Consider the following 23,829-nt stretch of genomic DNA (forward strand, 5'->3'; position numbering starts at 1 on the left):
TGTTCAAAGGCGGCATTTACTCGCACTCTGGGACACCTAAGCGCTGAGAACGATCGCTCGCGGAGGCACGATGCGGTTCACCGAGGAGCAACGCCGGTTCGCCGCCGCGGTGCGGGATTTCTGCGACAGCGAGTGCAAGACGCTCCAACAGCGGGACGCACTCACCGACGGCGGCACGCTCGCCAACAGCCCCGACCTGCTGGCGAAGCTGGCCGAGCTCGGCTGGCTCGGGGTGTCGATTCCGGAGGCGTACGGGGGTGCAGGTGCGGGAATGGTCGAGGAGTGCCTGTTCCTCGAGCAGACATCACGTGGACTCGCACCCATCACCGCCTACTCGACGGGCCTGACGGCAGCGCAGACCTACCTGCGCTACGGCACCAAAGCGCAGAAGGAGGAGATCCTCGGCGGGCTGTGCCGCGGCAGGCTCGAAGCGATCGCGCTGTCCGAGCCCGAGGCCGGATCGGATCTCGGCTCGGCTCGGCTCAGCGCGGTCGCCGACGGGGACGGCTTCGTCATCAACGGGCAGAAGACCTGGACGTCGGCCGCTCACGTGGCAGACCACCTGCTCCTGCTGGCGCGCACCGGTACCGGGCGCACCAAACACGAGGGGCTGACACTCCTGATCGTGCCCACCGATGCGCAGGGGCTGGAGATCCGTCCCATCGAGACGATGGAGGCGCACACCGTCAACGACATCTTCTTCACCGACGTCAGGGTGTCGTCGGTGAATGTCGTCGGTGAGGTGGGGCGTGCGTGGTGGCACCTGCTGCGCGGGCTGTCGGTGGAGCGCTTGATCATCGCCGCGATGGCCGTCGGTGCGGCCCAGCGCTCGCTCGACGACCTGCTCGCCTACGTCAAGCAGCGCGAGCAGTTCGGGCGCACGATCGGCAGCTTTCAGGCCGTGCGGCACCGCGTGTCCGACCTCGCCACCGAGATCGCCTTCTGCCGCTCGTTCGTCTACGAAGTCGCCGAGGGCATTGACGCGGGCGAGGAGCAGCAGCTCGCCCGCGAAGGTTCGATGGCCAAGCTCAAATGCACCGAGGTGGCCAAGCACGCCGCGCTGGAGGCCATGCAGCTGATGGGCGGCTACGGATACGCCCGCGAGTACGGGATGGAGGGACAGGTGCGCAAAGCACTCGCGCCGCCGATCTACGGCGGCACCAACGAGATCCAGCGCGAGATCATCAGCAAGAGCCTCGGGCTCTGACAAATCGCGAAGGGCGATCATGTCGAAGACGAAGAAGTCGGTGTTCGCGCCGGACCTGCTGGCGGACAAGCGAATTCTGATCACCGGTGGCGGAACCGGCCTCGGTCGGGGTGTCGCCCGACACCTCGCCGACCACGGCGCGAAGGTGCACCTGTGGGGCCGGCGCGAGGCCGTGCTAGCCGAGGCCGCGGCTGAGGCGGGCGGGCCGGGCTCGGTGCACTTCCAGACCGTGGACGTGCGCCAGCCTGATTCCGTGGACGCTGCAATGACCGAGATCTGGGACCAGCACGGCCCCCTGACCGGCGTGCTCAACAACGCCGCTGCGAACTTCATCGCCCCCACGAAGTCATTGAGCCCCAGGGGCTTCGAGGCGATCAGCTCAACGGTCATGAACGGCTCGTTCAACACCACCCACGCAGCCGGGCGCCGGTGGATCGAGCAAGGACTTCCGGGCACGGTGCTGTCGACCCTGACGACGTGGGTGTGGTCCGGCTCCGCGTTCGTCGTCCCGTCTGCGATGGCGAAAGCCGCAGTGCACGCCATGACGATGTCGCTGGCGGTGGAGTGGGCGCGATACGGGATCCGGCTCAACGCGCTGGCCCCCGGTCCGATCCCCACGGACTACGCGTGGGAGATGCTGAACCCGACCGACAAGAGCGCCGTGGGCGCCACGCAGGCCGACCAGGTCCCGATGGGCAGGTCCGGCACGGTCGAAGAGCTGGCGAACCTGACGATCTTCCTGTTCTCGGACGCCTGCGACTACCTCACCGGCGAAACGATCGCGATGGACGGTGGGCAACGGCTCGCTGGACCGGGCACGTTCGCCGGCTTGACCTCGCTGTCCGACCAGGACTGGCAGGAGATCAAGGAACGCAGCCAGGCGGCCAGCACCGCGGCGAAACAACAACGTTCGGTGTGAACGGCGAAGTCCGGGGCGGCTGTGGAGCCGCCCCGGACTTCTTTTCACTGCTGCTGCACACCGCTCGACGTCAGAATGCCACCCGGGACGCGGCGTCGAGGAAGGACTTCACCAGCGCCGCGTCGGCGTAGTACTCGTCGCCGACGCCTTCGACCGCACGACGGCGACCGTACTCGTACAGCACGGCCAGCTTCCACAGCGCCAGCGCTGTGTACCAGTCCAGGCCCGACAGATCGCGCCCGGTCGCCGAGGCGTACCGCTCGGCCAGCTCGGCGCGCGTCGGGTAGCCGTCCTCGAACGCGGCCACACCGAGCTCTTCAGTCGGGGTCAGCGGCCGGCCTTCGACCGGCCACGAAGCCAGGAAGTACCCCACGTCGAACAAGGGATCGCCGATGGTGGCCAGTTCCCAGTCCAGCACCGCCAGCACACGGCCAGGCCGCTCGGGACCGATGATCACGTTCCCGAGCCGGTAGTCGTTGTGCACGATCGAAGCGCCGGACTCCGGCGGCACGTGCGCTGCGAGCCACGCGTCGAGCTCGGCGAACTCCGCGGGCGGATTGCCGTCCGCATCGGCGATGAGCTTGCCCATCCGCCGGAAGTGACGGGCGTTGAACCCCTCGGGCTTGCCGACGTCCGCCAGCCCGCACGCCTGCCAGTCCACGGCGTGCAATGCCACCAGCGTGTCCACCAAGGATTCGCCGATCCGCCGCCGGGCAGACGGGGTGGCCAGCGCGGGCGGGGTCTGGTCGGTGATGACCGGGCCTTCGACGTAGCTCATCACGTAGAACGGCACGTCCAGCACCTCACCCGCCTGGCTCACGGCCAGCACATCGGCGACCGGCACGTCCGTGCCGGCCAGCGCGCCGATCAGTCTCGCCTCGCGCAGCATGTCGTGGGCTCCCGGCGGAGTCGGCGGCGGGGGTGGCCGCCGCACGACGACCTTGCTCTGCCCGTCGTCGACCAGGAACGTCAGGTTCGAATGGCCGTCCCCGATCGGCCGAGTGTTCACCGGGCCGGAGCAGATTCCGCGATCCGCGAGAAACCTCGCCAGCCCGGTGCGTTGCTCTTCGCTGAAATCCCAGCTCACAGTTCACTCTCAATCAGATTCCGCGAAGTTCCTCCGCACACTGCCACTGGGTTCGGAATTCGCCGGACTGCACCGCTCACGACGGACCGGCATTCTCGAGCTTCGCCACGATGTCGGCGCGCAGCACATGCTTCTGGATCTTGCCGGTAGCGGTCATCGGTAGCTCCTCGACCACTTCGAGCCGCTCGGGCACCTTCTGGATGGCCAGACCTTGCCCCAGCAGGTAGTCCTTGAGCTCTTCAAGAGTCACCGACTCGTTGCCGGGGTGCGGTACCAGGTAACAGCAGATCCGTTCGCCGAGCCTCGGGTCCGGCATGCCGACCACTGCGACGGCATCGACGGCGGGATGCGCAGCCAGCAGGTCTTCCACCTGACGGACGCTGATGTTCATACCGCCGCGAATGACGATGTCCTTGAGCCGTCCGGTGACCCGCACGTACCCGTCCTCGTCCATCACACCCAGGTCGCCGGAGCGCGAGTAGCCGTCGGGGGTGAACAGCTCCGCTGTCTCCTCGGGTCTGCCGATGTACTCCAGCATGTGCGATGGCCCCCGGTATGCGATGTCACCTTCCTGACCCCGCGGCACTTCTTCTCCGAGCTCGTCGACGATCTTCACGGAACTTCCCGGCAGCGGGCGGCCGTCTGAGGTGGCCGCCCGGTGCGGATCATCGTCAACCGTGCACGTGGTGGTGGTGAGGTTCTCGGACCGTCCGTACAGGCTCAAGATCCGGCAATCGGGCAACAGCTCGCTCGCTCGCTCCACGAACGCACCCGGGATCGGCGCGCCTGCCGCGACCCACAGGCGCAGGCTGCTCGCATCGTGTTCCTCCGGATCGTAGGCGTCCATGAGCATCTGGAGGAAGGTCGTCGCGCTGACCGCTGTGGTGCAGCCCCACCTTCGGATGTGGTCGAGGCCGGCGTGCGGTTCCCAGGACTCCATGAGGTGCGAACCGGCTCCGTGAATGAGCGGCAGCAGGACACTGGTGACCAGGCCGGTCGTGTGCGTGATCGGTGAGGGGCCGAACTGCACGTCCTCGTCGCTGTAGGCGAAGACCTTCGCGAGCTGGCGGGCCCCGCCGGCCATCGTGTTGACCGTGTGCAGGCACCCCTTGGGGCGCGAAGTCGTGCCCGAACTGTAGACGATCATGAAGTGATCGTCAGGCCCGACACCAGGACCGATCTCGTCGGCCACGTCGTTCGGGTCGACGTCGGCGAACAACGAGTCATACGGGGTGGTGTCCTTCTCCGGGCCACCGCGCAGCACGACGATCCGCCCAAGATCCGGCGATTCCACCCGCACCTTGCGGTACATCTCGACGTAGTCGAAATTCTTGAACGTCGCGCAGGTGAAGATCATCCGTGCGCCGCTGTTGCTCGCGATGTAGGAGACCTCGTCCATCCGGTAGATCGGCATGATCGGAACGAGAATCGCGCCGAGCCTGGACAGCGCCACCGCGATCTGCGCGAACTCGACCCAGTTCGGCACCTGCACGCACACCCTGTCACCGGGCCGGATTCCCTGGCGGTACATGCCGACAGCCAGCCGCAGCGCCGTGTCGCGGAGCTCGGAGTAGGTCAGCGAGCGCGTGTCGTCGGTGATGAAGACCTTCTCCGGGCGCTGCGCCACTTGGGCCTCGAGCATGTCGAACAGCGTTTCGCGACGCCAACTGCCGTCGGCGTAGAAGCGCTCGATTTCTTCCTGCGAGTAGCGGTCTCTCACCGTCGCGAACGTCATCGGCGATCTTCCTTGATCTCGAGCGGAGCGCGCTGCCGGACCAGCAGACTGGTTCTATAGTATTTAAGGTCCGACCAAAAAGCAACGCGTCGCCGAGCCGGCGCCCTCGCCGTCGATTGGCGCGGCAAGCAGGGAGCTAACCTCCGACGCATGCCCTTCACGCACGTTCACCGGGTGCGATACCACGAGACGGACGCCCAGTCGTACCTGTTCAACAGCCGCTACCTCGAGATCGCCGACGTCGCCATGACCGAGTTCTTCCGGCACCTCGGCTGGTCCTACCCCGAGCTCAACGCCGCCGGCGCTGACCCGTCCGTCGTGAGCGCCCAGCTCGGGTTCCACGCACCGGCGTTCTTCGACGACGTGATCGGCTTCGAGGTCGAGTGCGCTCACATCGGCCGCAGCAGTTTCACACTCCGGCACTCGGTCACCCGCGACGAGACCGACCTGGCCACGATCAGCATCGTCTACGTCAACGTCACCACCCACGACGGCAAATCGCGCCCGTTGCCGGAGACCGTCGCGACCGCGCTCGCGAGCTATGCCACGAAGACTTGATCGTGACGGCATCCGACATGAACCGCACCGGTCGAAACCGGTCGCCTAGCGGACGAGCCGGAAGAACTTGCGCAGCTCATCCACGAAGATCTCAGGCTGCTCCAGCGAAGCGAAGTGACCGCCAGCGGGCAGTTCGTTCCAGTAGCGGATGTCGGTCAACCGGGTTTCCGCCCGCGCACGCGGGACCCGGATCATCTCCTTCGGGAAGATCGAGCAGCCCGACGGCACGGTGATCTTGTCCTGCGGCAGGTCGGCGAGGCTTTCCCAGTATATGCGAGCCGCCGAGGTCCCGGTGTTCGACAGCCAGTAGAGCATCACGTTGTCCAGCAGCACGTCCCGGCTGACCGCGTTCTCCGGGTGCCCGTCGCAGTCGGTCCAGCCGTGGAACTTCTCCACGATCCACGCGAGTTGCCCAACCGGCGAGTCGGCGAGACCGTAGCCGAGCGTCTGGGGTTTGGTCATCTGCTCCACGAAGTAGCCGGTTCCGCTCAACGCGTAGTCAGCGCCGAGGGCGGCACCCTGCTTCTCGAAGTCGTTCATCGACTCCGGCGGGTCGGGCTCGGCCGCGAGATCGACGAACGGGATCGGCAGGTGAACACCGACGACGCGGTCCGGGGCGATCGCGGCGAGCCGCCCGGAGACCACCGAGCCCCAGTCACCGCCGTGCACCCCGTAGCGGGTGTATCCGAGCCGACTCATGAGTTCGGACCAGGCGTCGGCGATCCGCTGCACTCCCCAGCCGGTGGCCCGGGGCCGGCCGCTGAAGGCGAACCCGGGCAACGACGGGCAGACGACGTGGAAGGCGTCCGCGGGATCCGGCGGGTTGGTGAGCGGCTCGACGAGGTCGAGGAACTCCCGGACAGAGCCCGGCCAGCCGTGCGTGAGGATGAGTGGGAGGGCACCCTCGTGCCGAGATCGCGCGTGCAGGAAGTGGATGTCCACTCCGTCGATCTCGGTCTTGAACTGATTCGCGGCGTTGAGCTTGTCCTCGCACCGGCGCCAGTCGTAGCCGTCGGCCCAGTAGGCGCACAGCCCCTGGACGTAGGACAGCGGGATTCCTTGCGACCAGTCCTGGACGGGCTGCTCATCTGGCCACCGCACGCGCTCCAGCCGACCGCGGAGGTCGTCGAGCTCGCCCTGGGCGACGTGCAGTTCGAATTGCTTCAGTTGATCATCCACGCTGCTTCCCTTCCGCCGATGTCGGGGTCAGTCGTGCTGAACGGAGTCGAGCGTGGACTGGATTTCTGCCGCGTCGCGCGGGAATCCGGTAAGCCGGTAATAGGCGAGATCGCGATGCCCCTGCGCACGCGCCGTTTTCGCGAGCAGCGCTCGAGCCTCGGCGGACTCGGAGTCAGCGAGAAGCGCTGAAACCAGGCGCATCGCATGCTCCTTGAGTCGGCGGGTCTGGTCGGCGAGATCGGCCTGCGGAATGCTCGCCTCGCCTGGCGCGGGTCCTGGCTCGGCCAGGCATGCATCGGCTTCCTCACGCAGCTGTTCGCCGACGGCGGCACCGGCGAGGAAGACCAGTTCGGTGAGCAGGCTCCGGTATTCGTTGTTCTCCACGACCTGGTAGCGGTACTCGTGCTCGTGGGTGTCGAGCAACCAGTCGAAGGTGGCCAACATCAAGTTCGCCTGCTCATGAGCGAATTCCGCGTCAGGGGGAAGTGCCGGGAGGATCGTGTCGCAGAATCGGCGACGCATCGACCGCAGTTGCTGGGTGACGGTGGGAACCATGATCAGTCCTTCGCCAGAATCCGGTTGAGCTCGCCGATGAAGTAGCCGCCGAGACCGGAGATGAAGTTGTACATGACGTCGAGCTCGGTCATCCGGGCGGCGGCGGTGCACGGCCCGGTACCGATCAGCGAGACCACCGCCCAGTACAGGTTGAGGACGAGGTAGTAGTCCAGCCGCTCCCGGTCCACCGAAAGGCCCGAGATCCGCTCGTAGTCGGCGATGAAGGCGTCGGTGTGCACCAGGCCCGAGTTGAGGTAGCGGCCGTTGTCGTCCGGATGCCCCCAGCCCGGGAGCATCGCGTAGGCGAGGTCCGAATGCCGGTCGCCGAGGTATCCCAGCTCCCAGTCCAGGATCGCTGTGATCTCCCCAGACTCCTCGTCGAAGAGGAAGTTGCCGTTCCGGTAGTCGCCGTGCAGCAGCGACACGTGGTCGACGACGGGCCGGTTCTCGGCCAGCCATTGCCGGGCCAGCAGCACCGTGGGGTGAGGTTCGAGCGCGTCCTCGTCCCAAGCGCGGTTCCACATGGCCAGCCGCCAGTCGATCGCGTCAGTGGTGTTCGGACGAGGCAGATCGAAACCGCTGAGGTCGTCGCCGGACCAGTCGTGGGCGTGCAGCCTGGCCAAGTGCTCGACGAACTGCGGTGCGAGCAGCGGCCACAAGCCCGGGCCATAAGCGGTGCCGAGCCCGGTCGCGTGGGGGATGTTCTGCGTGGGAGACGGAACACCATCCACCTTGCCGGAGATCAAGGCGGGTTCACCGAAGTCATCAGGATCGGTCGTCACCCAGTAGGGCTTGGGCACGGGGATCACACCGTGAGTGGCGCGCAACAGCTGGAATTCCCGTTCCACCTCGGTGATGCAGATACCCACCGGAGCCTTCACCCGCAGCACCAGTTCATCACTGCGGTCGGCGTGCACGAGACGGAAGCTGTAGGACTCGTTGGCACCTCCACCGGAGAGACGGGCGAAATCCTGGACCTCGAACGCACCCTCCACGCGTCCGGACAGGAAGCGCTCCAGCCTCTCCCGCCTCTGAGGGAGGGACTGCGGATCGCGGTGGTCTCCGACGGACCGGCGCCGCAGCTTCTCGTCGAAGCGCCGGGCGAGGTTTCGCTCGACCGGATAGCCGTCAGCGGCGCGTACCTTCTCTTGGGTTGTCAAAGTCCGACCTCTCTGTCGGGCTGTCACTCTGGGTTCGCCGCACCACCCAGCACGGCCACCGATGTGAGCGGTGGCCGTGATGAGCCGCGTTCTCAGGCCACGGAGATTCCGCCGTTGACGCTGACGACCTGGCCGGTGATGAGCCGAGACATCGGCGAGGCCAGGAACAGTGCGAGATTGGCCAGGTCTGCCGGTTCGGTGAGACCGAGGTGGGCCTGGGAGATGATGCGATCGAAGATCTTCTTGCTGAACTCCTGGTTCATCGCCCGGTCATAGGAACCGGTGTCGACGATGAGGGACGGGGTGATGACGTTGACTCGCACGCCGTCACGCTTGGCTTCCAACGCGAGGGTCCGGGAGAACGTGACGATGGCGGCCATGGCGGCACCGATGCAGGTCTCGCCAGGCGTCGGAACCTTGGCCGCGTCCGAGGCGATGTTGATGATCGAGCCGGCCTGCTGCTCCGACATGTGCGGAAGAACCGCGCGGCTCATCAGCAGCGGCCCCACGGACTGCTCGGTGACCACCTGGGCGACCTGGTCGATGGGGGTGTTCCGGAGCAGGGTCGGCGAGTACGGCGCAACGGTCGAGTTGACCAGCACGTCGATCGCGCCCATCCGCCGGTTCGCCTCCCGCGCGGCCTCTTCGGCCGCGGCGGGGTTGTTGGCGTCGGTCGACAGGAACTCGAGTTCGGCACCCTGCACCGCCTTCTGCACGGTTTCGACCGCACGCTCCCCGCGTTCCTCGTTGCGCCCGAGCACGGTCAGCCGGCGACAGCCCGCCTGGGCGAAGGCGGTAGCGGTCGCCAGGCCCACCCCGGAGGTTCCCCCCGCGATGAGCACGGCGGTTTCCGAGAAGTCGTAGCCGTCGGCACCGCGGGGTGGGCCGTCCGTCCGGTCGGTCATGTCACGTTTCCTTTCGTTTCGAACCCGCCCGGTCGAGCAAACGGCGTCCGGATTGCTACCCCGGGAAGGGCGAGATCAGATGGGGCGCAGCGGAATCATCGGGTGATCGGCCGGGTCGCTCCCCTGGTTCGGCACGCCGCAGGTCGAGCACGATCGGGACGTCTCTCGGGTGAGGTCTCCGGCACGCTCGTCCTCCTCGGATCCGGGTGCCGTGGCGTCGCGCCCCCGTTCACGGGCCAGCAGCGCCGCCCCGTACGCGCCGGTGATCTGCGGCGATTCCGGCACGGTGACCGGAAGTCGTAGCTTTTCTTCCAGGAAGTGCACCGCCGCCGCGTTCCTCGCCACGCCACCGGTCATCACGACGGGGGCTTTCTTGCCGACGAGCGCGACGAGCCCGAGCGTGCGCGCCGACACCGCGCGGTGCACCGAAGCGGCGATGTCCTCGCGCCGTTCGCCCGCTGCGAGCAGCGAGATGAGCTCTGTCTCGGCGAAGGTCGCGCACATGCTGCTGACCTCGAGGTCCTTCTCCCCGCTCAGAGCGAGATCGGCGAGTTCGGCGATGTCGCACTCGATCGCGCGGGCGAGAACCTCGAAGAACCTGCCGGTACCGCTGGCGCACCGGTCGTTCATGGCGAAGTTCTCAGCGATGCCCCAGTCGTCCACCAGGATCGTCTTGCTGTCCTGCCCGCCGATGTCGATGACGAGCCTGGTTCCCGGGCACATCGCCGCGACACCCCGGGCGTGGCAGGTGATCTCGGTGAACGTGCGTCCTGCGCCAGGTACCAGGCGGCGGCCGTAACCGGTCGCGATGGTCTGGGCGATGTCGGACTCCTCCAAGGCGGCCGATCGCAGTGCCGCGGATAGTGAACGGTTCAGACCGGCGCGGCTCACCGCGCCCATCTGCACGACCTCGGAGGCGACGATCTCGCCCGCTTCGTCGACGATCACCGTTTTGGCAGTTGTCGAGCCGAGGTCGACACCCATGTAGTGATCCGTCATCGTCGCCTCCTTCCCGCTCCCTACGGTGAAATCAGCCTGCGGCGGCCTGACTCCGGCGCACGTCGATGCCCTCCAGCATCGCCACCAGCCGGCTCTCCAGCACGTCGTCCTTGTAGAAGGAGGCGTCTGCGACGTCTCCTTCGAAGAACATCGACGGAATGCCGAGGTCGCGCTGGGCCGCCTTGGCGACCAGCTTCTGCGGGTTGGTGAACGCTCGGCAGGTGCGGGTGGAGTGGAACACCAGACCATCCACGTTGTACTGCTCGCACTCGGAGAGGATCAGGTTCTGGATCGTCTTGGTGCCGTGGTTGGTCGGGCACAGCAGGTAGTGCTGTGCCATGCCCCGGATCGGGTCCTCCGGGTCGATCAGGTGGGGCTCCTGCCAGAACGCCTGGTGGGTGTAGCGCCCGGCCACCACGGCGACGTCGTGCTCGGCGAACTTCCTGGACAGCCAGCCGAGCTTGTTCCAGTTCATGATGCCGTCGAAGTACACCCGGTAGTGCTCGTCGCGCACTCCCCTGGTCCCGTTGGCGACGCGACGCTCGATCTCGTCCTTGATCGCGCCGAAGTAATCCACCAGTTCCTGGCTGGCCGGCAGGAAGTTGATGTGCGCGATGCAGGAGATCCAGTCCCAGAACGTCGCCGGCGTCGGTGCCAGCTTGCACAGCGCCATGGCCGCCCGGCGAAGCTCCGAGGCGCGCTTGATGTAGGCCATGTTCTGCCGCAGCGCGTCCCAGTCGAACGGCTTGCCGGTCATGATCTCCAAGAAGGAAACGAGCTCGTGCAACTGGTCGGACACGTACTTCGTCGCGTGCTCCCACTCCTCGCCGACGAGGTAGCCGGCGTCGGGCTTGTTTCCCCACAGGAACGGCAGCGACACGTTGAAGATCGGGACTTCCTTGCCGAAGACGCGATAGGTGATGTCGTCCCACTGCTGACCCGTGCTGCACCCGGCGTAAGCGTTGACGAAGAAGTCCGGAGCGGGCAGCCGGCTCGCGAGCTCCTGCTGGTCGGGAATGCCGACGATCCCGGTGGCCTCGCCCTGGCGGTTCTTCTGGGTGAGCACCGCGCAGCCCAGGTGAGTCCGCGCGTAGGAGCACAGCTCCCCGACGTAGCCGTACTCCTGTCCGGCCTGCTGGGCAGGCTCCTCGAGGTGCTGCGCGGCGAGCCGGGCGGAGAAGGCTTCACCGTGGCACCAGACCAGGCCCGCGGCCTGGAAGATCGGATTGAGCGCCGAGCCGTTGTACCAGACCACCTTCTCGCCGCGCTCGCGTGCGTTGAAGACGCGGTCCCAGTAATCGGAGACCATCGTGCCCCCGGTCTTGGTGGCCTCGAGACGATTGGCCTTTTCCATGACTGCTGTGCTCACGTGATCACTTCCTGAGTCGAGAGAGCTGCGAAACGTTGGTCAGGGACTGACGAGCTGCGTCCGGCGAATCCGTTCCAGCAGCGCTTCCACCCTGGTCCGGACCGTCTCCGCCGGGAGCCCTTCGTGCTCGGTTTCCATGAGCAGGTGCGGAATCCCCTGCTCGTCCAGCTTCTTTCGCAATTCGGGGTAATAGAGCATGTGCGGTTCGCAGAACTTGACCATCAGCACGATGACGCCCTGAGCGCCGCTTTCCCGGACCGACCGCACGAGCTGCTCTTCCCAGTCCACCTCGTGCTTGACCCTGGTCGGGCAGGGCATGGAGACGTCGCGCTGCAAATACCACCGGCTGATCGCCTCGACAGGGTCGATGCCCTCGGCGACGTCGGTCGAGATGTATCGGGCACCTGTGAAGAGGTCGTCGTCGACGACGATCGCGCCGCACTCCTCGATCGTGCGCAGCAGTTCGGGTTTCGGTGCGTGACAGAGATGCCCGGACAGGTAGATCCGGACGCGGTCGTCGCGGGCTGCAACGGCCGCCGCCGCGATCACCTCCCGCAGCGCGGCGGTGTGCTCGGCCTTGTCCATGACCATGCTGGACTTGACCAGGATCTGCATCTGCTCCGAGGTGAAGCAGGCATCCCCCGCACGGCGCGCAGCGAACAGTTCGCGCAGCAGCCTGCGGTTCTCGTTGAACAGGGCGATGCTGCTCGCCAGAGCCTCCGGAGTGATCGGAGCACCCGCGAACTCGGCGACCTCGTCGAGGAAGGCCTGCATCATCTTCCGCGCTTCGGAAGGCGTCCACTCGTCGGTCAGCGACGTCGGCAGGTGGCCGTAGAACATCGGCTTCTCCGGCGACTCCGACCTGATGACGTCCACCGCGCCGAGCAGCTGGATGCAGTGGTCGGCGTTGAAGAAGGCGTCGTAGATGTCGAGCTTGCCCTTGGCCGCGGAGTCCGCGATGTTGCGGGTGTAGCCGCAGTAGAACTCGGCCAGCAGGTTGCGGCCGATGCTGTCGGGCTCGCGGCTCTCCTGGATGAGCACCGGGAGCGCCCCGGCGGCGTGCGCGATCTCGACGGGGAAGTTCATCGGGAACACCCCGACGGCCTTGCCGCCGGTGCGCTCCTTCCACCGCACCACGTAGGCGTCCGGATCTTCGGCGACTTCAGCGAGCGGGGCCAGAGCGGACGCGAGTGCCTCCGACACGTGTCACCTGCCTTCTCGTGCCTCCGCCCGCGGCGGGCGGAGGCGAGCTGCGGGAGCTGCGCCCCCGTTTGACTGTCCCCACCATGTGTAACCCCAACACTGGACACTTCGCAACACTGAGCGCCCAAAAATGTATAAGATTTTGCTCGATCATCCACTTAGCCGAGGTCGCGCGCGACAGTCATGCCATACACCTCTGGCCCCCTAGTGCCCTGAAATGTACATTGACTTGATCGGGCGACCGTTCGCGCGCCGCCCACAAGCCCGCTCACCGACCCCCGAGGAGCCGACGAACCATGGCGCCGATCAGCAACCGGTACACGCGACTGGCAGGAATCGAACACCCGATCGTGCAAGAAGGTCTGGGGCCGTTCAAAACCCCCAAGCTCGCCGCGGCGGTCAGCAACGCGGGCGGTCTCGGCACGGTGAGCATGCCCGGGTTTCCACGCGACCTCGCGGAAGGCTCCCGCACCTTCCGCGAGCACATCGAGGAATGCGCCGCGCTGACCGACAAACCTTTCGCGGTCAACATCCCGGTCGGTGTGGACGGCGACGGCAACGTGCTGGCCTTCACCGATGCCTACATCAACACCGCGCTCGAAGCCCGTGCCGGCGATAGCGAGATCGCCAAGCGGTTGACCGTGCTGACCACCTCGGCCGGTTTCCCGGGCAAGTACGTCGGGCCGATCAAGGACGCCGGCATGGTCCACCAGCACAAGGTCGGATCCACCGCCCAGGCGGTCAAGGCTCAGGAGGCCGGCGTCGACGCGGTCATCGCGGCGGGCTTCGAGATGGGCGGCCACGCACCGAGCAAGGGGGTGCACACCTACGTCCTCGTCCCCTCCGTGGCCGCGGCCGTCGACGTGCCCGTCGTTCTTTCGGGTGGCGCCAAGGACGGCCGCACCCTCGCTGCAGCGCTGTGCATGGGCGCGGAGGCGGTGGCGATGGGCACGAGGTTCATCGCTTCGGAGGAGAATTCCGACTGGCACCCGTCCTACGCGCAGGCGCTCCTCTCCGCGCAGGAGGGCGACGACGTCGCCTTCACGGGCGTCTACGGCCCGTGCCGCGGTCTGCGGAACCGGGCATCCCTGCGGCTGGTCGAGGATCACGACGACGCCACTGACCCCGCCGAGCTGCTTCGCTGGAAGATCGAGTCCATGCAGCGCGCGCAGACCGAGGGAGACGTCGAGGACGGACTCGTTCTCGCCGGGCAGGTCGCCGGTGCGATCGGCGAGGTCATCAAGGTCGCCGAATTCGTCCCGCACATGGCGGAGGAAGCCGCCCAAGTCCTCGACCGGCTCGCTCCTCGCAGCTGACCACGACCGAACCGAGGAGGCCCCGGCCGCCCGCGCAGTCGGGTGGCCGGGGCCTCCTTCATCCCTTTCCCTGCTGGTCAGTGCCCAGCCACCCGCGCCGGAAGCCCTGCGATCGGGGCGACGTCGAAGTCAGTCTTGCCCGTCTTCTTACCACCGCCGGACAGACCGGACTCCTCGAAGAAGTCGGCGTTCGCCTTGGTGTAGGCCGCCCACTCGTCCGGGACGTCCTCGTCGTAGTAGATGGCCTCCACTGGGCACACCGGCTCACACGCACCGCAGTCGACGCACTCGTCGGGGTGGATGTAGAGCATCCGCCCGCCCTCGTAGATGCAATCGACGGGGCACTCCTCGATGCAGGTCTTGTCGAGCACGTCCACACACGGCTCGGCGATCACGTAGGTCACGGCTGTGGTTCCTCTCGGTTTCCTCGGTCGTCCGCCCGACGACCACCTTCCGCGGCAGGCGAGGCCGCTCGTGGTGGGAGCGGTGACGCGGCCTCGCCCTCCGTTGCTGTTGCGAGTGAGCGATCTCCGGCTCAGCGGCCAGGGCTGAGGATGTTCGGCAGCGGAGCGGCATCGACGACCTGCTCCACGGGCTTGACCACCGGTGCCAGGCCGTCGTTGACCGGTGGCGGAAGGAGCTCCTTGACGGGCTCCAGCACCCGCACCGGCTCGGGCTCGGGTTCCGGGGTGGGCCGCGGAGCAGGCGCAGGCTGACCGCCGTCGTCGTCCTGAGGCGGTTCGGGTTCCTGCGGCTGCTCCGCCGCCGGTGGCGGGGGCGGTGGCGCGGTGGGCTGCGCCGAGGACTCGCTCTCGGCGTCGCTCGAGTCGTAAGCGGCCATGTGCAGCAGGTCGGACGAGGCGTGCCGGTCGGGCACTCCCCCTCCGTCGTTCTCGTAGGCCGACATCCACCCGAGCACGAGGTTCACGTACTCACCGGAGTGGTTGTAGCTGAAGATCGCGGCCCGCAGGTCCTCGGGCGTCGACAGGTCGCGGCCGTCCGCGCACAGGTAGCGGGACGCGGCGAGCGAAGCGTCGTAGACGTTCTGCGGGTTCGTCTCGCCGTCGTCGTTGCCGTCGGCACCCCACCGATCCCACGAGGACGGGATGAACTGCATCGAGCCGGCCGCGCGAGCCCAGCCGCCCTCGCCCTCGATCGCTGCCGTGTTGTTCGTGCCGTTGAGCGAGGGCCCGTAGATCGGGTGGATCAGCGTGCCGTCCGGCCTGACGTCGCCGCCTCGCGCGTGCCCGGACTCGACCTTGCCGATGCCGGCCAGCAGCGTCCAGGTGATGCGGCATCCCGGGTTCTCCCGCTGCTGGACGTCGACCGCCCGAAGGTAGGAGTCCAGCACCGTGGAGGGGATTCCGTACTTCGGCGCCGCCGGGCCCGCAGTGGACGTGCGCGCCTGTGGCTCCCCACCCGCGACCGCGGCCTGGGGTGTGAGAACCGGCGGCGGTGGCTCGGGCAGGTTTCGCGGCAGGGGACGCTCGGCGTTCGAGCCGGTGGCCTCGACGCTCGGTTCGCCGACCCACGAGGTCTGGTCCGCAGCGCTCAGCGCGAGCATCCCGACCAATGCCGCCGCCTGATAGCACCACACTCGGCGCTGGGTGCCGCGGTTTCGACTCCCGCCTCGTTGTCCCCGGTTTCGAACCATGATCACAGACCTCCGTTGTCCGGATTCGGTGCGACGGCGTTGTTGGCGTTCGCCGGCCGAATACCGGAGCGAACGATCGATCATCGGGATTCCCGCTGCTTTCGGCGATTCCCGTTTGCTTCGGGGTGTTCGGATTCGATCAGGGGGATACGGTCCAGGTATCGTTCCCGTTCAGAAGTACCTGCAGATCCGCCGGTTTCGCGTCGGCGGCGGCACGAACCTGCTCGCGGACGAGGTCGTCGTACGCTGGGCGCTGGACCTGCCGGAAGATCCCGGTCACGGCATGCCCGAGGTCCGGGCCGGTGAGCCGGGACAGGCCGAAGGCCTGGGTGGGATCGGCGGCGGTCGCGTCGTGCACCACCAGCGCATCAGCACCGACCTCGGAGACCCGTCGCACCGACAGCCCACCGGCGGCTGGGTCGCGCACCACCCCGTACTCCCCCTCGCCCACCTCCGCGCCCGGCCCGAACCGCACTTGCCGGCCGTGCCGGAGCGGGATGACGCGGTGCTGCGACTCCTCCCTGTCGGTGAGTGCGTCGAAGGCGCCGTCGTTGAAGATCGGGCAGTTCTGGTAGATCTCGACCAACGACGATCCGCGGTGGTCGGCAGCGGCTTGCAGCACCTCCGTGAGCTGCTTGCGGTCGGAGTCGATGACCGCGCGACGAAGCCGGCCTCGGCGCCCAGCGCCAACGAGACCGGGTTAAAGGGGCCGTCCAGCGAGCCCAGGGGCGTGGACTTGGTGACCTTGCCCTGCTCGGAGGTCGGCGAGTACTGCCCCTTCGTTAGCCCGTAGATCCGGTTGTTGAACAGCAGGATCGTCATGTTCACGTTGCGGCGCAGCGCATGGATCAGGTGGTTACCGCCGATGGACAGCGCGTCGCCGTCACCGGTGACCACCCACACCGACAGATCCGGACGTGAGACCGCCAGCCCGGTGGCGATCGACGGGGCCCGTCCGTGGATGGAGTGCATGCCGTAGGTGTTGAGGTAGTACGGGAACCGCGAGGAACAACCGATCCCCGAGATGAAGGCGATGTTCTCGCGCTTGAGCCCCAGCGTCGGCAGGAAGGACTGCACCGCGTTGAGCACGACGTAGTCGCCGCAGCCCGGGCACCACCGCACCTCTTGGTCGGACTTGTAGTCCTTGGCGTTCTGCGGTTCAGCGCTCTTGGGGACCTCGTGCTGCCCGCCGAGCAGCGGCAGTCCCAGATCCGTCGTCATGCTCGTACTCCCTCTAGGAAATCGGTGAGAACGCCCTGGAGCTCCTCGGCTTTGAACGGCAGTCCCGCGACCTTCGTGTAGGTCGCGCAGTCGACCACGAACTGCGCCCGGATCAGGGTGGCGAGCTGGCCGAGGTTCATCTCCGGGATCAGTACGCGTTCGTAGTCGTGCAGCACCTGACCCAAATTGCTCGGGAACGGATTCAAGTGGCGAAGATGGGCGTGCGCGACGGCGTAGCCCTGGTTGCGGACCCGACGCACGGCGGCGCTGATCGGGCCGTAGGTCGAGCCCCAGCCCAGTACCAGTGACCTGGCCTGCCTGCCCGGGTCGTCGATGACGACGTCAGGAACTTCAACACCGTCGACCTTGGCCTGCCGGAGTCGGACCATCCTGTCGTGGTTGTCGGGATCGTAGGAGATGCCGCCCTTGACGTCCTCCTTCTCCAGACCACCGATCCGGTGCTGGAGGCCGGGAGTGCCCGGCACCGCCCACGGCCGCGCCAGCGTCTCCGGGTCGCGCAGATACGGCCAGAAGTCGCCGGATCCGTCGGTCGAGTTGGGTTCCGAGGCGAAGTGGACCCTGAGGTCAGGCAGCTGCGAAGCGTCTGGGATGCGCCACGGTTCGGACCCGTTGGCGATCGAACCGTCGGACAGCAGCACCACCGGGGTTCGATATGTCAACGCGATGCGCGCCGCTTCGAGCACGCTGTCGAAGCAGTCCGAGGGTGATGCCGGCGCGACCACCGGGACGGGAGATTCCCCGTTCCGCCCGTACATCGCCTGCAGCAGGTCCGCCTGCTCGGTCTTGGTGGGCAGCCCGGTGGAAGGCCCACCTCGCTGGATGTCCAGAACCAGGAGCGGAAGCTCGGTCATGACCGCCAAGCCGATCATCTCCGATTTCAGCGCCAACCCCGGCCCCGAGGTCGACGTGATGCCGAGACCGCCGCCAAAGGCGTGACCCAGTGCAGCACCGACACCGGCGATCTCGTCCTCGGCCTGAAGTGTGGTGATGCCGAAGTTCTTGTGCTTGGCCAGTTCGTGCAGAATGTCCGAGGCCGGCGTGATCGGATAGGTGCCGAGCAGCACCGGCAGTTCCGAACAGCGTGCGGCGGCGATGATCCCGTAGGCGAGCGCGGTGTTGCCGGTGATCTGCCGGTACGTGCCGGGGGCGAGCCGCGCCGGCGCGACCTCGTAGCTGACCGCGAACGCCTCAGTGGTCTCACCGTAGTTCCAGCCGGCCCGGAAGGCATCAACGTTGGCCTCGGCGACGTCCGGCTTCTTCGCGAACTTCTCACGCAGGAACCGTTCGGTGCCCTCCACCGGGCGGTTGTACATCCAGGACAGCAGGCCCAGCGCGAACATGTTCTTCGAGCGCTCCGCCTCCTTCTTCGACAGGCCGGAGTCCTCCAACGCCCCACGAGTCAGGGTGCCCATCGGCACCTGGTGCACCGAGTAGCCCTCGAGGGATTCGTCGTTGAGCGGATCAGTCTCGTAGCCGACCTTGGCCAGGTTCCGCTTGGTGAACTCGTCGGTGTTGACGATCAGCGTCCCGCCCGCCGGAAGATCGTCGATGTTCGCTTTCAAAGCAGCCGGGTTCATCGCGACCAGCACGTCGGGCCTGTCGCCCGGCGTGGCGATGTCGGTGTCGGCGAAGTGCAGCTGGAACGACGAAACACCGGGCAACGTGCCGTGCGGTGCCCGGATCTCGGCCGGAAAGTTGGGAAGGGTGGCGAAATCATTGCCGAACACCGCGGTTTCGGAGGTGAACCGATCACCGGTGAGCTGCATGCCGTCACCGGAGTCACCCGCGAACCGGATCACCACCCGGCTCACCTGCTCGACTGAAGTGCTCACGCGAAACCTCCTAGCGGGCCCGAGCTCTCGGGACCGACAACTCCACGAACCGCCCTGTCGGTGTCGAACCTCGATCCGACGCCGACAGGCTCCGCACTTCCGGGCGAACACCTATGCCCGCCGACTGGGATCCACGCCTAGATCCCACGAGTGCCGACCCGAGTAATACTACACTTTGATTCACTTGCAATCAATCTGTGTAGTGCTTTCTTTGGAAGTAGGTGACCAGACATTGGCCCCCACATCTGCACCGATCAGCACCACAGCAAGTACCCTCGACAGCGAAGACGCGTGAAAATACCCGCACACAGAAGAAACCAACTACCTACAGCTCAGGCGATCCAGCACCTTAATGCGTTGCACTCGGACGCGGTACGGCGCGGACTAGCTCAAGGTCGCATCCCGGCTGGTGAACCAAATCGCCACCTGCGTTCGGGACTTGACGCCCATCTTGCCGAGCACGTTCTCGACGTGCCCTTCGACGGTCCGCTGCGAGATCACCAGCCGGGTCGCGATCTCCTTGTTCGTCATGCCTTCCGCCACCAAACGCGCGACTTCGAGTTCACGGCGCGTCAAGTGCGCCAGGCGCGAACCGACCTGCGGTTCTTGGCCCGCTCTGGCGAGCGACATCGCGTTGGCGTTGTCGAGCTGCCCGCCACGACGGATGTTCTCCTCGAACGCCCGGTGTCCGAGCGCGTCGCGGACCCGCTCCTCGTACCGGTCGTGGGTTTCCAACATCGCCTGCGAGCCGAAGAGAGGGTCGCCGACCGCGGCCCAGGATTCGCGACTGACCCCGAACAGCTGTGCAGCCCGTTCCTCGTTGCCGTCCTCGACCGCGGTCCATGCAAGCATCTCAACGCATGCGGAGACGCCCAGGCGATCGTTGAGGCTGCCCTTCACTTCCAGCGAGGCCTTCAGCGCCTTCGCCGCCTCCGCGAACTCACGACGCGTCCAGCGGGCCAGGCCGGAAACCCACATCGCCCACGAATACGCCCACCTCTCTCCATGCGCCTCGCTGGTGAGCCGGCACTCCTCGCACAGCTCGATCGCGCGCTCCGTCTCCCCGAGCAGGCAGGACACGAAAGCGAGCTGCGCGACGCCCAGCACCGTCAGCGAGTCCACCAAACCGGAGTTCCTGTGCATTTCAACGGCTTTGAGCAGCAGACTCTCGGCTTCTTCGAGGTTTCCCGCAAACTGCTCCGCCGAGCCACGGAACTGGAATACGAAGGATCGAGCACGTTCGTCTCCCAGCTCCTCGGCGAGGGCGAGGCACTCCTCGAAGTAGTGCATGGCCACTTGGCCGTCGCCTTGGGTCATGGCGATGTAGCCGTTGACCCACAGAGCTTTGGCCCGCTCCGAGCTGGCCGTCGGATCCGCGTTCAGCGCTCGGCCGATCCAGTACCTGCCGTCCTGGAGGTGACCGCAAGCGTTCCAGTAGAAGCACAGGGAGCCGACCAGGCGCATGCCGCGGGCTTCTTCGCCTGGTGTGGTCAAGCAGAAGTCCAGCGCTGCCCACAGATTGGCCTGCTCACCCTGGATCCGGTCCCACCAGCGGAACTGGTCGGCTCCGAACCAGCTGGCATCGAACGTTTCGGCCAGCCGCAGGTAGTGGTCGCGATGGCGTTGCAGGAAGATGCGCTCAAGCCCGGCGGTAGCGGCCTTCTCCCTACCGTAAGCCCGAATCGTCTCGAGCATCCGGTAGCGCACCTTGGTTCCGGTGCCTTCCCGGAGCACGATCGACTTGTCCACCAGGCTGGTCAGAAGTTCCACGACGTCATCGCCGGTCATGCCGTCGAAGGAGCACACCGATTCGGCGGCTTCGAGGTCGAAACCTCCTGCGAAGATCGCCAGCCTGGCCCACAGCGCCCGCTCCTGCTCCGTGCACAGGTCATAGCTCCAGTCCACCGCAGCCCGAAGTGTCTGGTGACGGGCAGGGCCACCGCGGTTCCCGGAACTCAGCAGGCGGTATCTGTCCCGGAGCCGCTCGTGGATCTGGTCGATCGACATGGACCGCAACCGCACCGCAGCCAGCTCGATGGCTAGCGGAAGGCCGTCCAGGCCCTGGCACAGCTGCGAGGCCGTTTGCTTGGTCGCCTGGTCGAGCGAGAAGTCCGGAAGCACCATGCGCGCACGCTCTTCGAAGAGGTCCAGCGCTTCGTGGCCGTAGACGTACCCTCCTCGCGCGGGAGCCACGTTCGCCAGGTCGGGCATCGACAGCGGAGGAACGGGCCAGCTGCGCTCGCCGAGGATTCCCAGCGCTTCCCTGCTTGTGGCCAGGACGACCAGCCTGTTGTCCGCGCGGCACAGCTTCGCGATCAACGTCGCGCACGAGCTCAGCAGGTGCTCGCAGTTGTCCATGATGAGCAGCAACCGGCGGCCTTCGAGGTATTCCAGCAGCACCGCCTCGCGCGAACGCGTCGTCTGGTCCCGCACGCCCAGTGCCTCCGCGACGACGTTCGGGAGCAACGCCGGTTCGCTGACCTTCGCCAGCTCTACGAGCCAGACGCCGTCGGGGAACTCCTCTCGCACATGCTCGGCAGCGCGCAACGCCAGACGGGTCTTGCCCACGCCGCCGACGCCGGTGAGGGTCACCAATCGCGACTCACCGAGTAGCCGCGTGATCTCGGCCAGCTCACGTCGCCGACCGACGAAACTCGTCAGACCGTCGCCAAGAGCCTTGACCTGAGCACACACCCCGACATGTCCCCTTTCTCGGCGCGTCGCTGCGCAGAGCGAGGTCAGTGTAGTACCACGGCCTAGACCAAATGCCACCCTTTTGCGGACGATGGGCGTCCGACCGGGCGAAACCGCCGAAGTCACCGCATGTAGGCGTCCCGCCCGTTCCGCCTAGCGGGAAGCCGGCACGGCTTGAGGACGGCCTTCAGGCATTTGCCCACCTCCATGTCCTCGACCGCCTTGTTGATGTCCATCATCGAATAGGTGTCGATGATCCTGTCGATCGGGAAACGTCCCTGCCCGTGGAGTTCCAGCAGTTGCGGAAGAAATTCGTCGGGACGACTGTCTCCCCAGGTCACACCGGTCACCGTGCGCCCGGGCAGCAGCAGGTTGGTCATATCGACGGACAACTCGGCGCCGGCCGGCCCCAGACCGAGGATCGCGCAGGTGCCCAGCGCGGCCAGGCTGTACACCGCTTGCCGCAGCACCTCTGGCTCCGCGGTGGTCTCGACCGTGTAGCCCACACCGCCGTCGGTGATGGTCTGGATGGCGCTGACCGGGTTAACCCGGCCCGAGTCGATGAGGTGGGTCGCACCGAGCTCACCGGCGCGGGCCAGCCGGTCCGGTTGCGTGTCGACCGCGATGATCTTGCTGCATCCGACGAGTTGGGCTGCCATCATCGCCGCCATTCCGACGGGACCGACGCCGAAGATCGCGATGGTGGAGCCGGCTTCCGGCCGAAGGCGGTTGATCACCGCGCCCGCGCCCGCCTGGATCCCGCAGCCGAGCGGTCCGGCGACGTCGAGATCTGTGTCGTCGTCAACTTTCACGACATTGCGCTCGCAGGCGATCGCGTGGGTGGCGAACGAGGATTGACTCATGAAGAAGCCATACATCTCGCCGTGATCGCAGTGCAGGGCGTTGCTGCCATCGGGTCTACCACCACTGAGGTTGCGCTCCAGCAGTTCCACGCAGTAGGCGGGATGACCACCCAGGCAGTAGCGGCATTGCCCACAGGAGGCGAAAGTCATGATCACCTTGTCGCCGGGCGCGACCTTGGTGACCTCGGAACCGACCTTCGCGACCACACCTGCACCCTCGTGACCCAGCACCGCAGGCAGCTGAACGGGCATCCACTGGTCCCGCAGCGCGACGTCGGTGCGGCAGAGACCGACCGAGTGCACTTCGACGAGCACTTCGTCAGGTCGTGGCTGGTCGAGCTCGAGCTCCTCGAGAATGAACGGCTGGCCCTCATCCCTGGCGACAGCAGCGGTCACGCGCATTTCGGCCTCCTTGGCGATCTCCCACCCGGCTCAAACGTTCACCCGGGCTGTCTCGAGTGCTGCTAAGCGACCAGGGCGTGCGGGCCGAAATTCGCACTGCGCTCGCGGAGCCACCGAGACGATCGTGTGGATCGCTAATCGATCAACCGACAGGGAACCGTGGAACCGACCGCGGGTCCACGGCTCACCGGCGTACTCTAGGTGGTGCTCGAGCCTCATGACCGGCCCCTTCGCCTTGGTCTTGCGCTCTGGAAACACCACGTTAACCGCCCCACTATGGTGGGGGTCACGGGTATAACTACGTGCTTTTACCGAACCACGGTCAGTGACAGGGGTTCACTATCGGACGAACCCTCTGCATCGATCAAGTCGAGCAGCGGCCAGAGGCCGCCTCTCTTCCAGATAGCGCTGCGCCGCAGCGCTTTTTTCGGCAGGGCATCACCGCTGTTCAGACAGCAACGCCGCCGCGCCAACCTCGAGGCACACCGAGCACGCCGTGAAGTCCTCTTCACGCGCTTCAACCAACGTCAGCTCCTGAGGTTGCTTGCTCTCCACCAATGTGCAGCCTGCGACGTGGAACCGCTTGCGGCGCTGCAGGACGTACACCGGTGTGTCGGCGTCGAGCCGGTCGCCGCTGGATCGTTCGACGAAGACCTCGTGCGCGAGGTCACCCGCCGAGGCCGGCGCCGCGGTTTCCGCCTGCTCCTCCGGCTCGGTTTCCGCCGCGTCCGATGCAGCGAGGTCGCCAGACGCGTCGGCATCCGGCACGTTGATCGGCTTGTTGCGCAAAACCCCGATCAGCACCAGCAGCAGTCCCAGAACCGAGATCCCGAAAGCCGCGTACACCAGGATGATCTGCTCCACCGACCACCCGACCACGAGGCACACACCCGAGACCACGGCCAGCACGAGAGCCAGCATGTCGTTCCTCCTTCTCCGTGTCGTGACGT

At 66.6% G+C, this 23,829-nt stretch carries 19 protein-coding genes and 1 pseudogene; 4 read left to right on the forward strand and 16 right to left on the reverse strand.

The genetic code is table 11. The features are described 5' to 3' along the window. Positions 1-70 precede the first annotated feature (70 nt). Both REH65_RS07900 and REH65_RS07905 read left to right on the forward strand, forming a co-directional pair. Positions 71-1,207, forward strand: a complete 1,137-nt coding sequence (locus tag REH65_RS07900; protein WP_406691905.1) for an acyl-CoA dehydrogenase family protein — start codon at positions 71-73, stop codon at positions 1,205-1,207. 19 nt (positions 1,208-1,226) lie between these two features. Beyond that, positions 1,227-2,126 (forward strand): SDR family oxidoreductase, encoded by a 900-nt coding sequence (locus REH65_RS07905; protein ID WP_406691906.1) that lies wholly within the window; start codon positions 1,227-1,229, stop codon positions 2,124-2,126. 70 nt (positions 2,127-2,196) lie between these two features. Here REH65_RS07905 and REH65_RS07910 read toward each other — a convergent pair whose 3' ends face one another. Beyond that, positions 2,197-3,135, reverse strand: coding sequence for a phosphotransferase family protein (locus tag REH65_RS07910; protein WP_406691907.1), 939 nt, complete (start codon positions 3,133-3,135; stop codon positions 2,197-2,199). Positions 3,136-3,289: 154 nt separating this feature from the next. Continuing rightward, positions 3,290-4,948, reverse strand: coding sequence for an AMP-binding protein (locus REH65_RS07915; RefSeq protein WP_406691908.1), 1,659 nt, complete (start codon positions 4,946-4,948; stop codon positions 3,290-3,292). A gap of 150 nt (positions 4,949-5,098) precedes the next feature. On the opposite strand from REH65_RS07915, the gene REH65_RS07920 reads away from it, so the two are divergent. Further along, a complete protein-coding gene (locus tag REH65_RS07920) occupies positions 5,099-5,506 on the forward strand; it encodes an acyl-CoA thioesterase (RefSeq protein ID WP_406691909.1) in 408 nt (135 codons plus the stop codon). A gap of 45 nt (positions 5,507-5,551) precedes the next feature. Here the strand turns inward: REH65_RS07920 and REH65_RS07925 are convergent, their stop codons facing one another. The 7 genes from REH65_RS07925 to REH65_RS07955 form a co-directional block, all read right to left on the reverse strand. After that, the gene (locus REH65_RS07925; RefSeq protein WP_406691910.1) at positions 5,552-6,685 is read right to left on the reverse strand and encodes an epoxide hydrolase family protein; all 1,134 of its coding nucleotides are present in this window, start codon (positions 6,683-6,685) and stop codon (positions 5,552-5,554) included. A gap of 27 nt (positions 6,686-6,712) precedes the next feature. After that, on the reverse strand, positions 6,713-7,240 hold the full coding sequence (locus REH65_RS07930) for a hypothetical protein (protein WP_406691911.1): 528 nt from the start codon (positions 7,238-7,240) through the stop codon (positions 6,713-6,715). Between the two features lie 2 nt (positions 7,241-7,242). After that, the gene (locus tag REH65_RS07935; RefSeq protein ID WP_406691912.1) at positions 7,243-8,400 is read right to left on the reverse strand and encodes a phosphotransferase family protein; all 1,158 of its coding nucleotides are present in this window, start codon (positions 8,398-8,400) and stop codon (positions 7,243-7,245) included. A 92-nt stretch (positions 8,401-8,492) separates the two neighbouring features. Further along, complete coding sequence (locus REH65_RS07940) at positions 8,493-9,305, reverse strand: SDR family NAD(P)-dependent oxidoreductase (RefSeq protein ID WP_406691913.1); 813 nt, start codon at positions 9,303-9,305, stop codon at positions 8,493-8,495. Between the two features lie 75 nt (positions 9,306-9,380). Continuing rightward, positions 9,381-10,304 carry an acyl-CoA dehydratase activase gene (locus REH65_RS07945; protein WP_406691914.1) on the reverse strand — a complete coding sequence of 308 codons (924 nt, stop codon included), beginning with the start codon at positions 10,302-10,304 and terminating at the stop codon, positions 9,381-9,383. A gap of 31 nt (positions 10,305-10,335) precedes the next feature. Then, positions 10,336-11,673, reverse strand: coding sequence for a 2-hydroxyacyl-CoA dehydratase subunit D (locus REH65_RS07950; protein ID WP_406691915.1), 1,338 nt, complete (start codon positions 11,671-11,673; stop codon positions 10,336-10,338). A 39-nt stretch (positions 11,674-11,712) separates the two neighbouring features. Next, the gene (locus REH65_RS07955; protein ID WP_406691916.1) at positions 11,713-12,876 is read right to left on the reverse strand and encodes a 2-hydroxyacyl-CoA dehydratase subunit D; all 1,164 of its coding nucleotides are present in this window, start codon (positions 12,874-12,876) and stop codon (positions 11,713-11,715) included. A 296-nt stretch (positions 12,877-13,172) separates the two neighbouring features. On the opposite strand from REH65_RS07955, the gene REH65_RS07960 reads away from it, so the two are divergent. Then, positions 13,173-14,192, forward strand: coding sequence for an NAD(P)H-dependent flavin oxidoreductase (locus tag REH65_RS07960; protein WP_406691917.1), 1,020 nt, complete (start codon positions 13,173-13,175; stop codon positions 14,190-14,192). A 77-nt stretch (positions 14,193-14,269) separates the two neighbouring features. On the opposite strand, the gene fdxA is transcribed toward REH65_RS07960, so the two are convergent. The 7 genes and pseudogenes from fdxA to REH65_RS07995 all read right to left on the reverse strand — a co-directional run bounded on the left by fdxA (position 14,270) and on the right by REH65_RS07995 (position 23,800). Beyond that, the gene (gene fdxA, locus REH65_RS07965) at positions 14,270-14,596 is read right to left on the reverse strand and encodes a ferredoxin (RefSeq protein WP_406691918.1); all 327 of its coding nucleotides are present in this window, start codon (positions 14,594-14,596) and stop codon (positions 14,270-14,272) included. A 131-nt stretch (positions 14,597-14,727) separates the two neighbouring features. After that, positions 14,728-15,756 carry a lytic transglycosylase domain-containing protein gene (locus REH65_RS07970; protein ID WP_406691919.1) on the reverse strand — a complete coding sequence of 343 codons (1,029 nt, stop codon included), beginning with the start codon at positions 15,754-15,756 and terminating at the stop codon, positions 14,728-14,730. Between the two features lie 229 nt (positions 15,757-15,985). After that, positions 15,986-17,067, reverse strand: a pseudogene (locus REH65_RS07975) (2-oxoacid:ferredoxin oxidoreductase subunit beta). Further along, the gene (locus REH65_RS07980; RefSeq protein ID WP_406691920.1) at positions 17,064-18,920 is read right to left on the reverse strand and encodes a 2-oxoacid:acceptor oxidoreductase subunit alpha; all 1,857 of its coding nucleotides are present in this window, start codon (positions 18,918-18,920) and stop codon (positions 17,064-17,066) included. Before REH65_RS07980 ends, REH65_RS07975 begins: the two are co-directional and overlap by 4 nt. 384 nt (positions 18,921-19,304) lie before the next feature. Next, on the reverse strand, positions 19,305-21,614 hold the full coding sequence (locus REH65_RS07985) for a LuxR C-terminal-related transcriptional regulator (protein WP_406691921.1): 2,310 nt from the start codon (positions 21,612-21,614) through the stop codon (positions 19,305-19,307). Positions 21,615-21,736: 122 nt separating this feature from the next. Beyond that, positions 21,737-22,879, reverse strand: a complete 1,143-nt coding sequence (locus REH65_RS07990; protein WP_406691922.1) for an NAD(P)-dependent alcohol dehydrogenase — start codon at positions 22,877-22,879, stop codon at positions 21,737-21,739. Between the two features lie 438 nt (positions 22,880-23,317). Next, entirely contained in the window at positions 23,318-23,800 is a 483-nt protein-coding gene (locus REH65_RS07995; RefSeq protein ID WP_406691923.1) for a hypothetical protein, read from the reverse strand. Between the last annotated feature and the right edge of the window lie 29 nt (positions 23,801-23,829).

Source organism: Saccharopolyspora sp. ID03-671, from assembly GCF_045278815.1.
GTDB classification, from domain to species: Bacteria; Actinomycetota; Actinomycetes; order Mycobacteriales; family Pseudonocardiaceae; genus Saccharopolyspora; species Saccharopolyspora ipomoeae.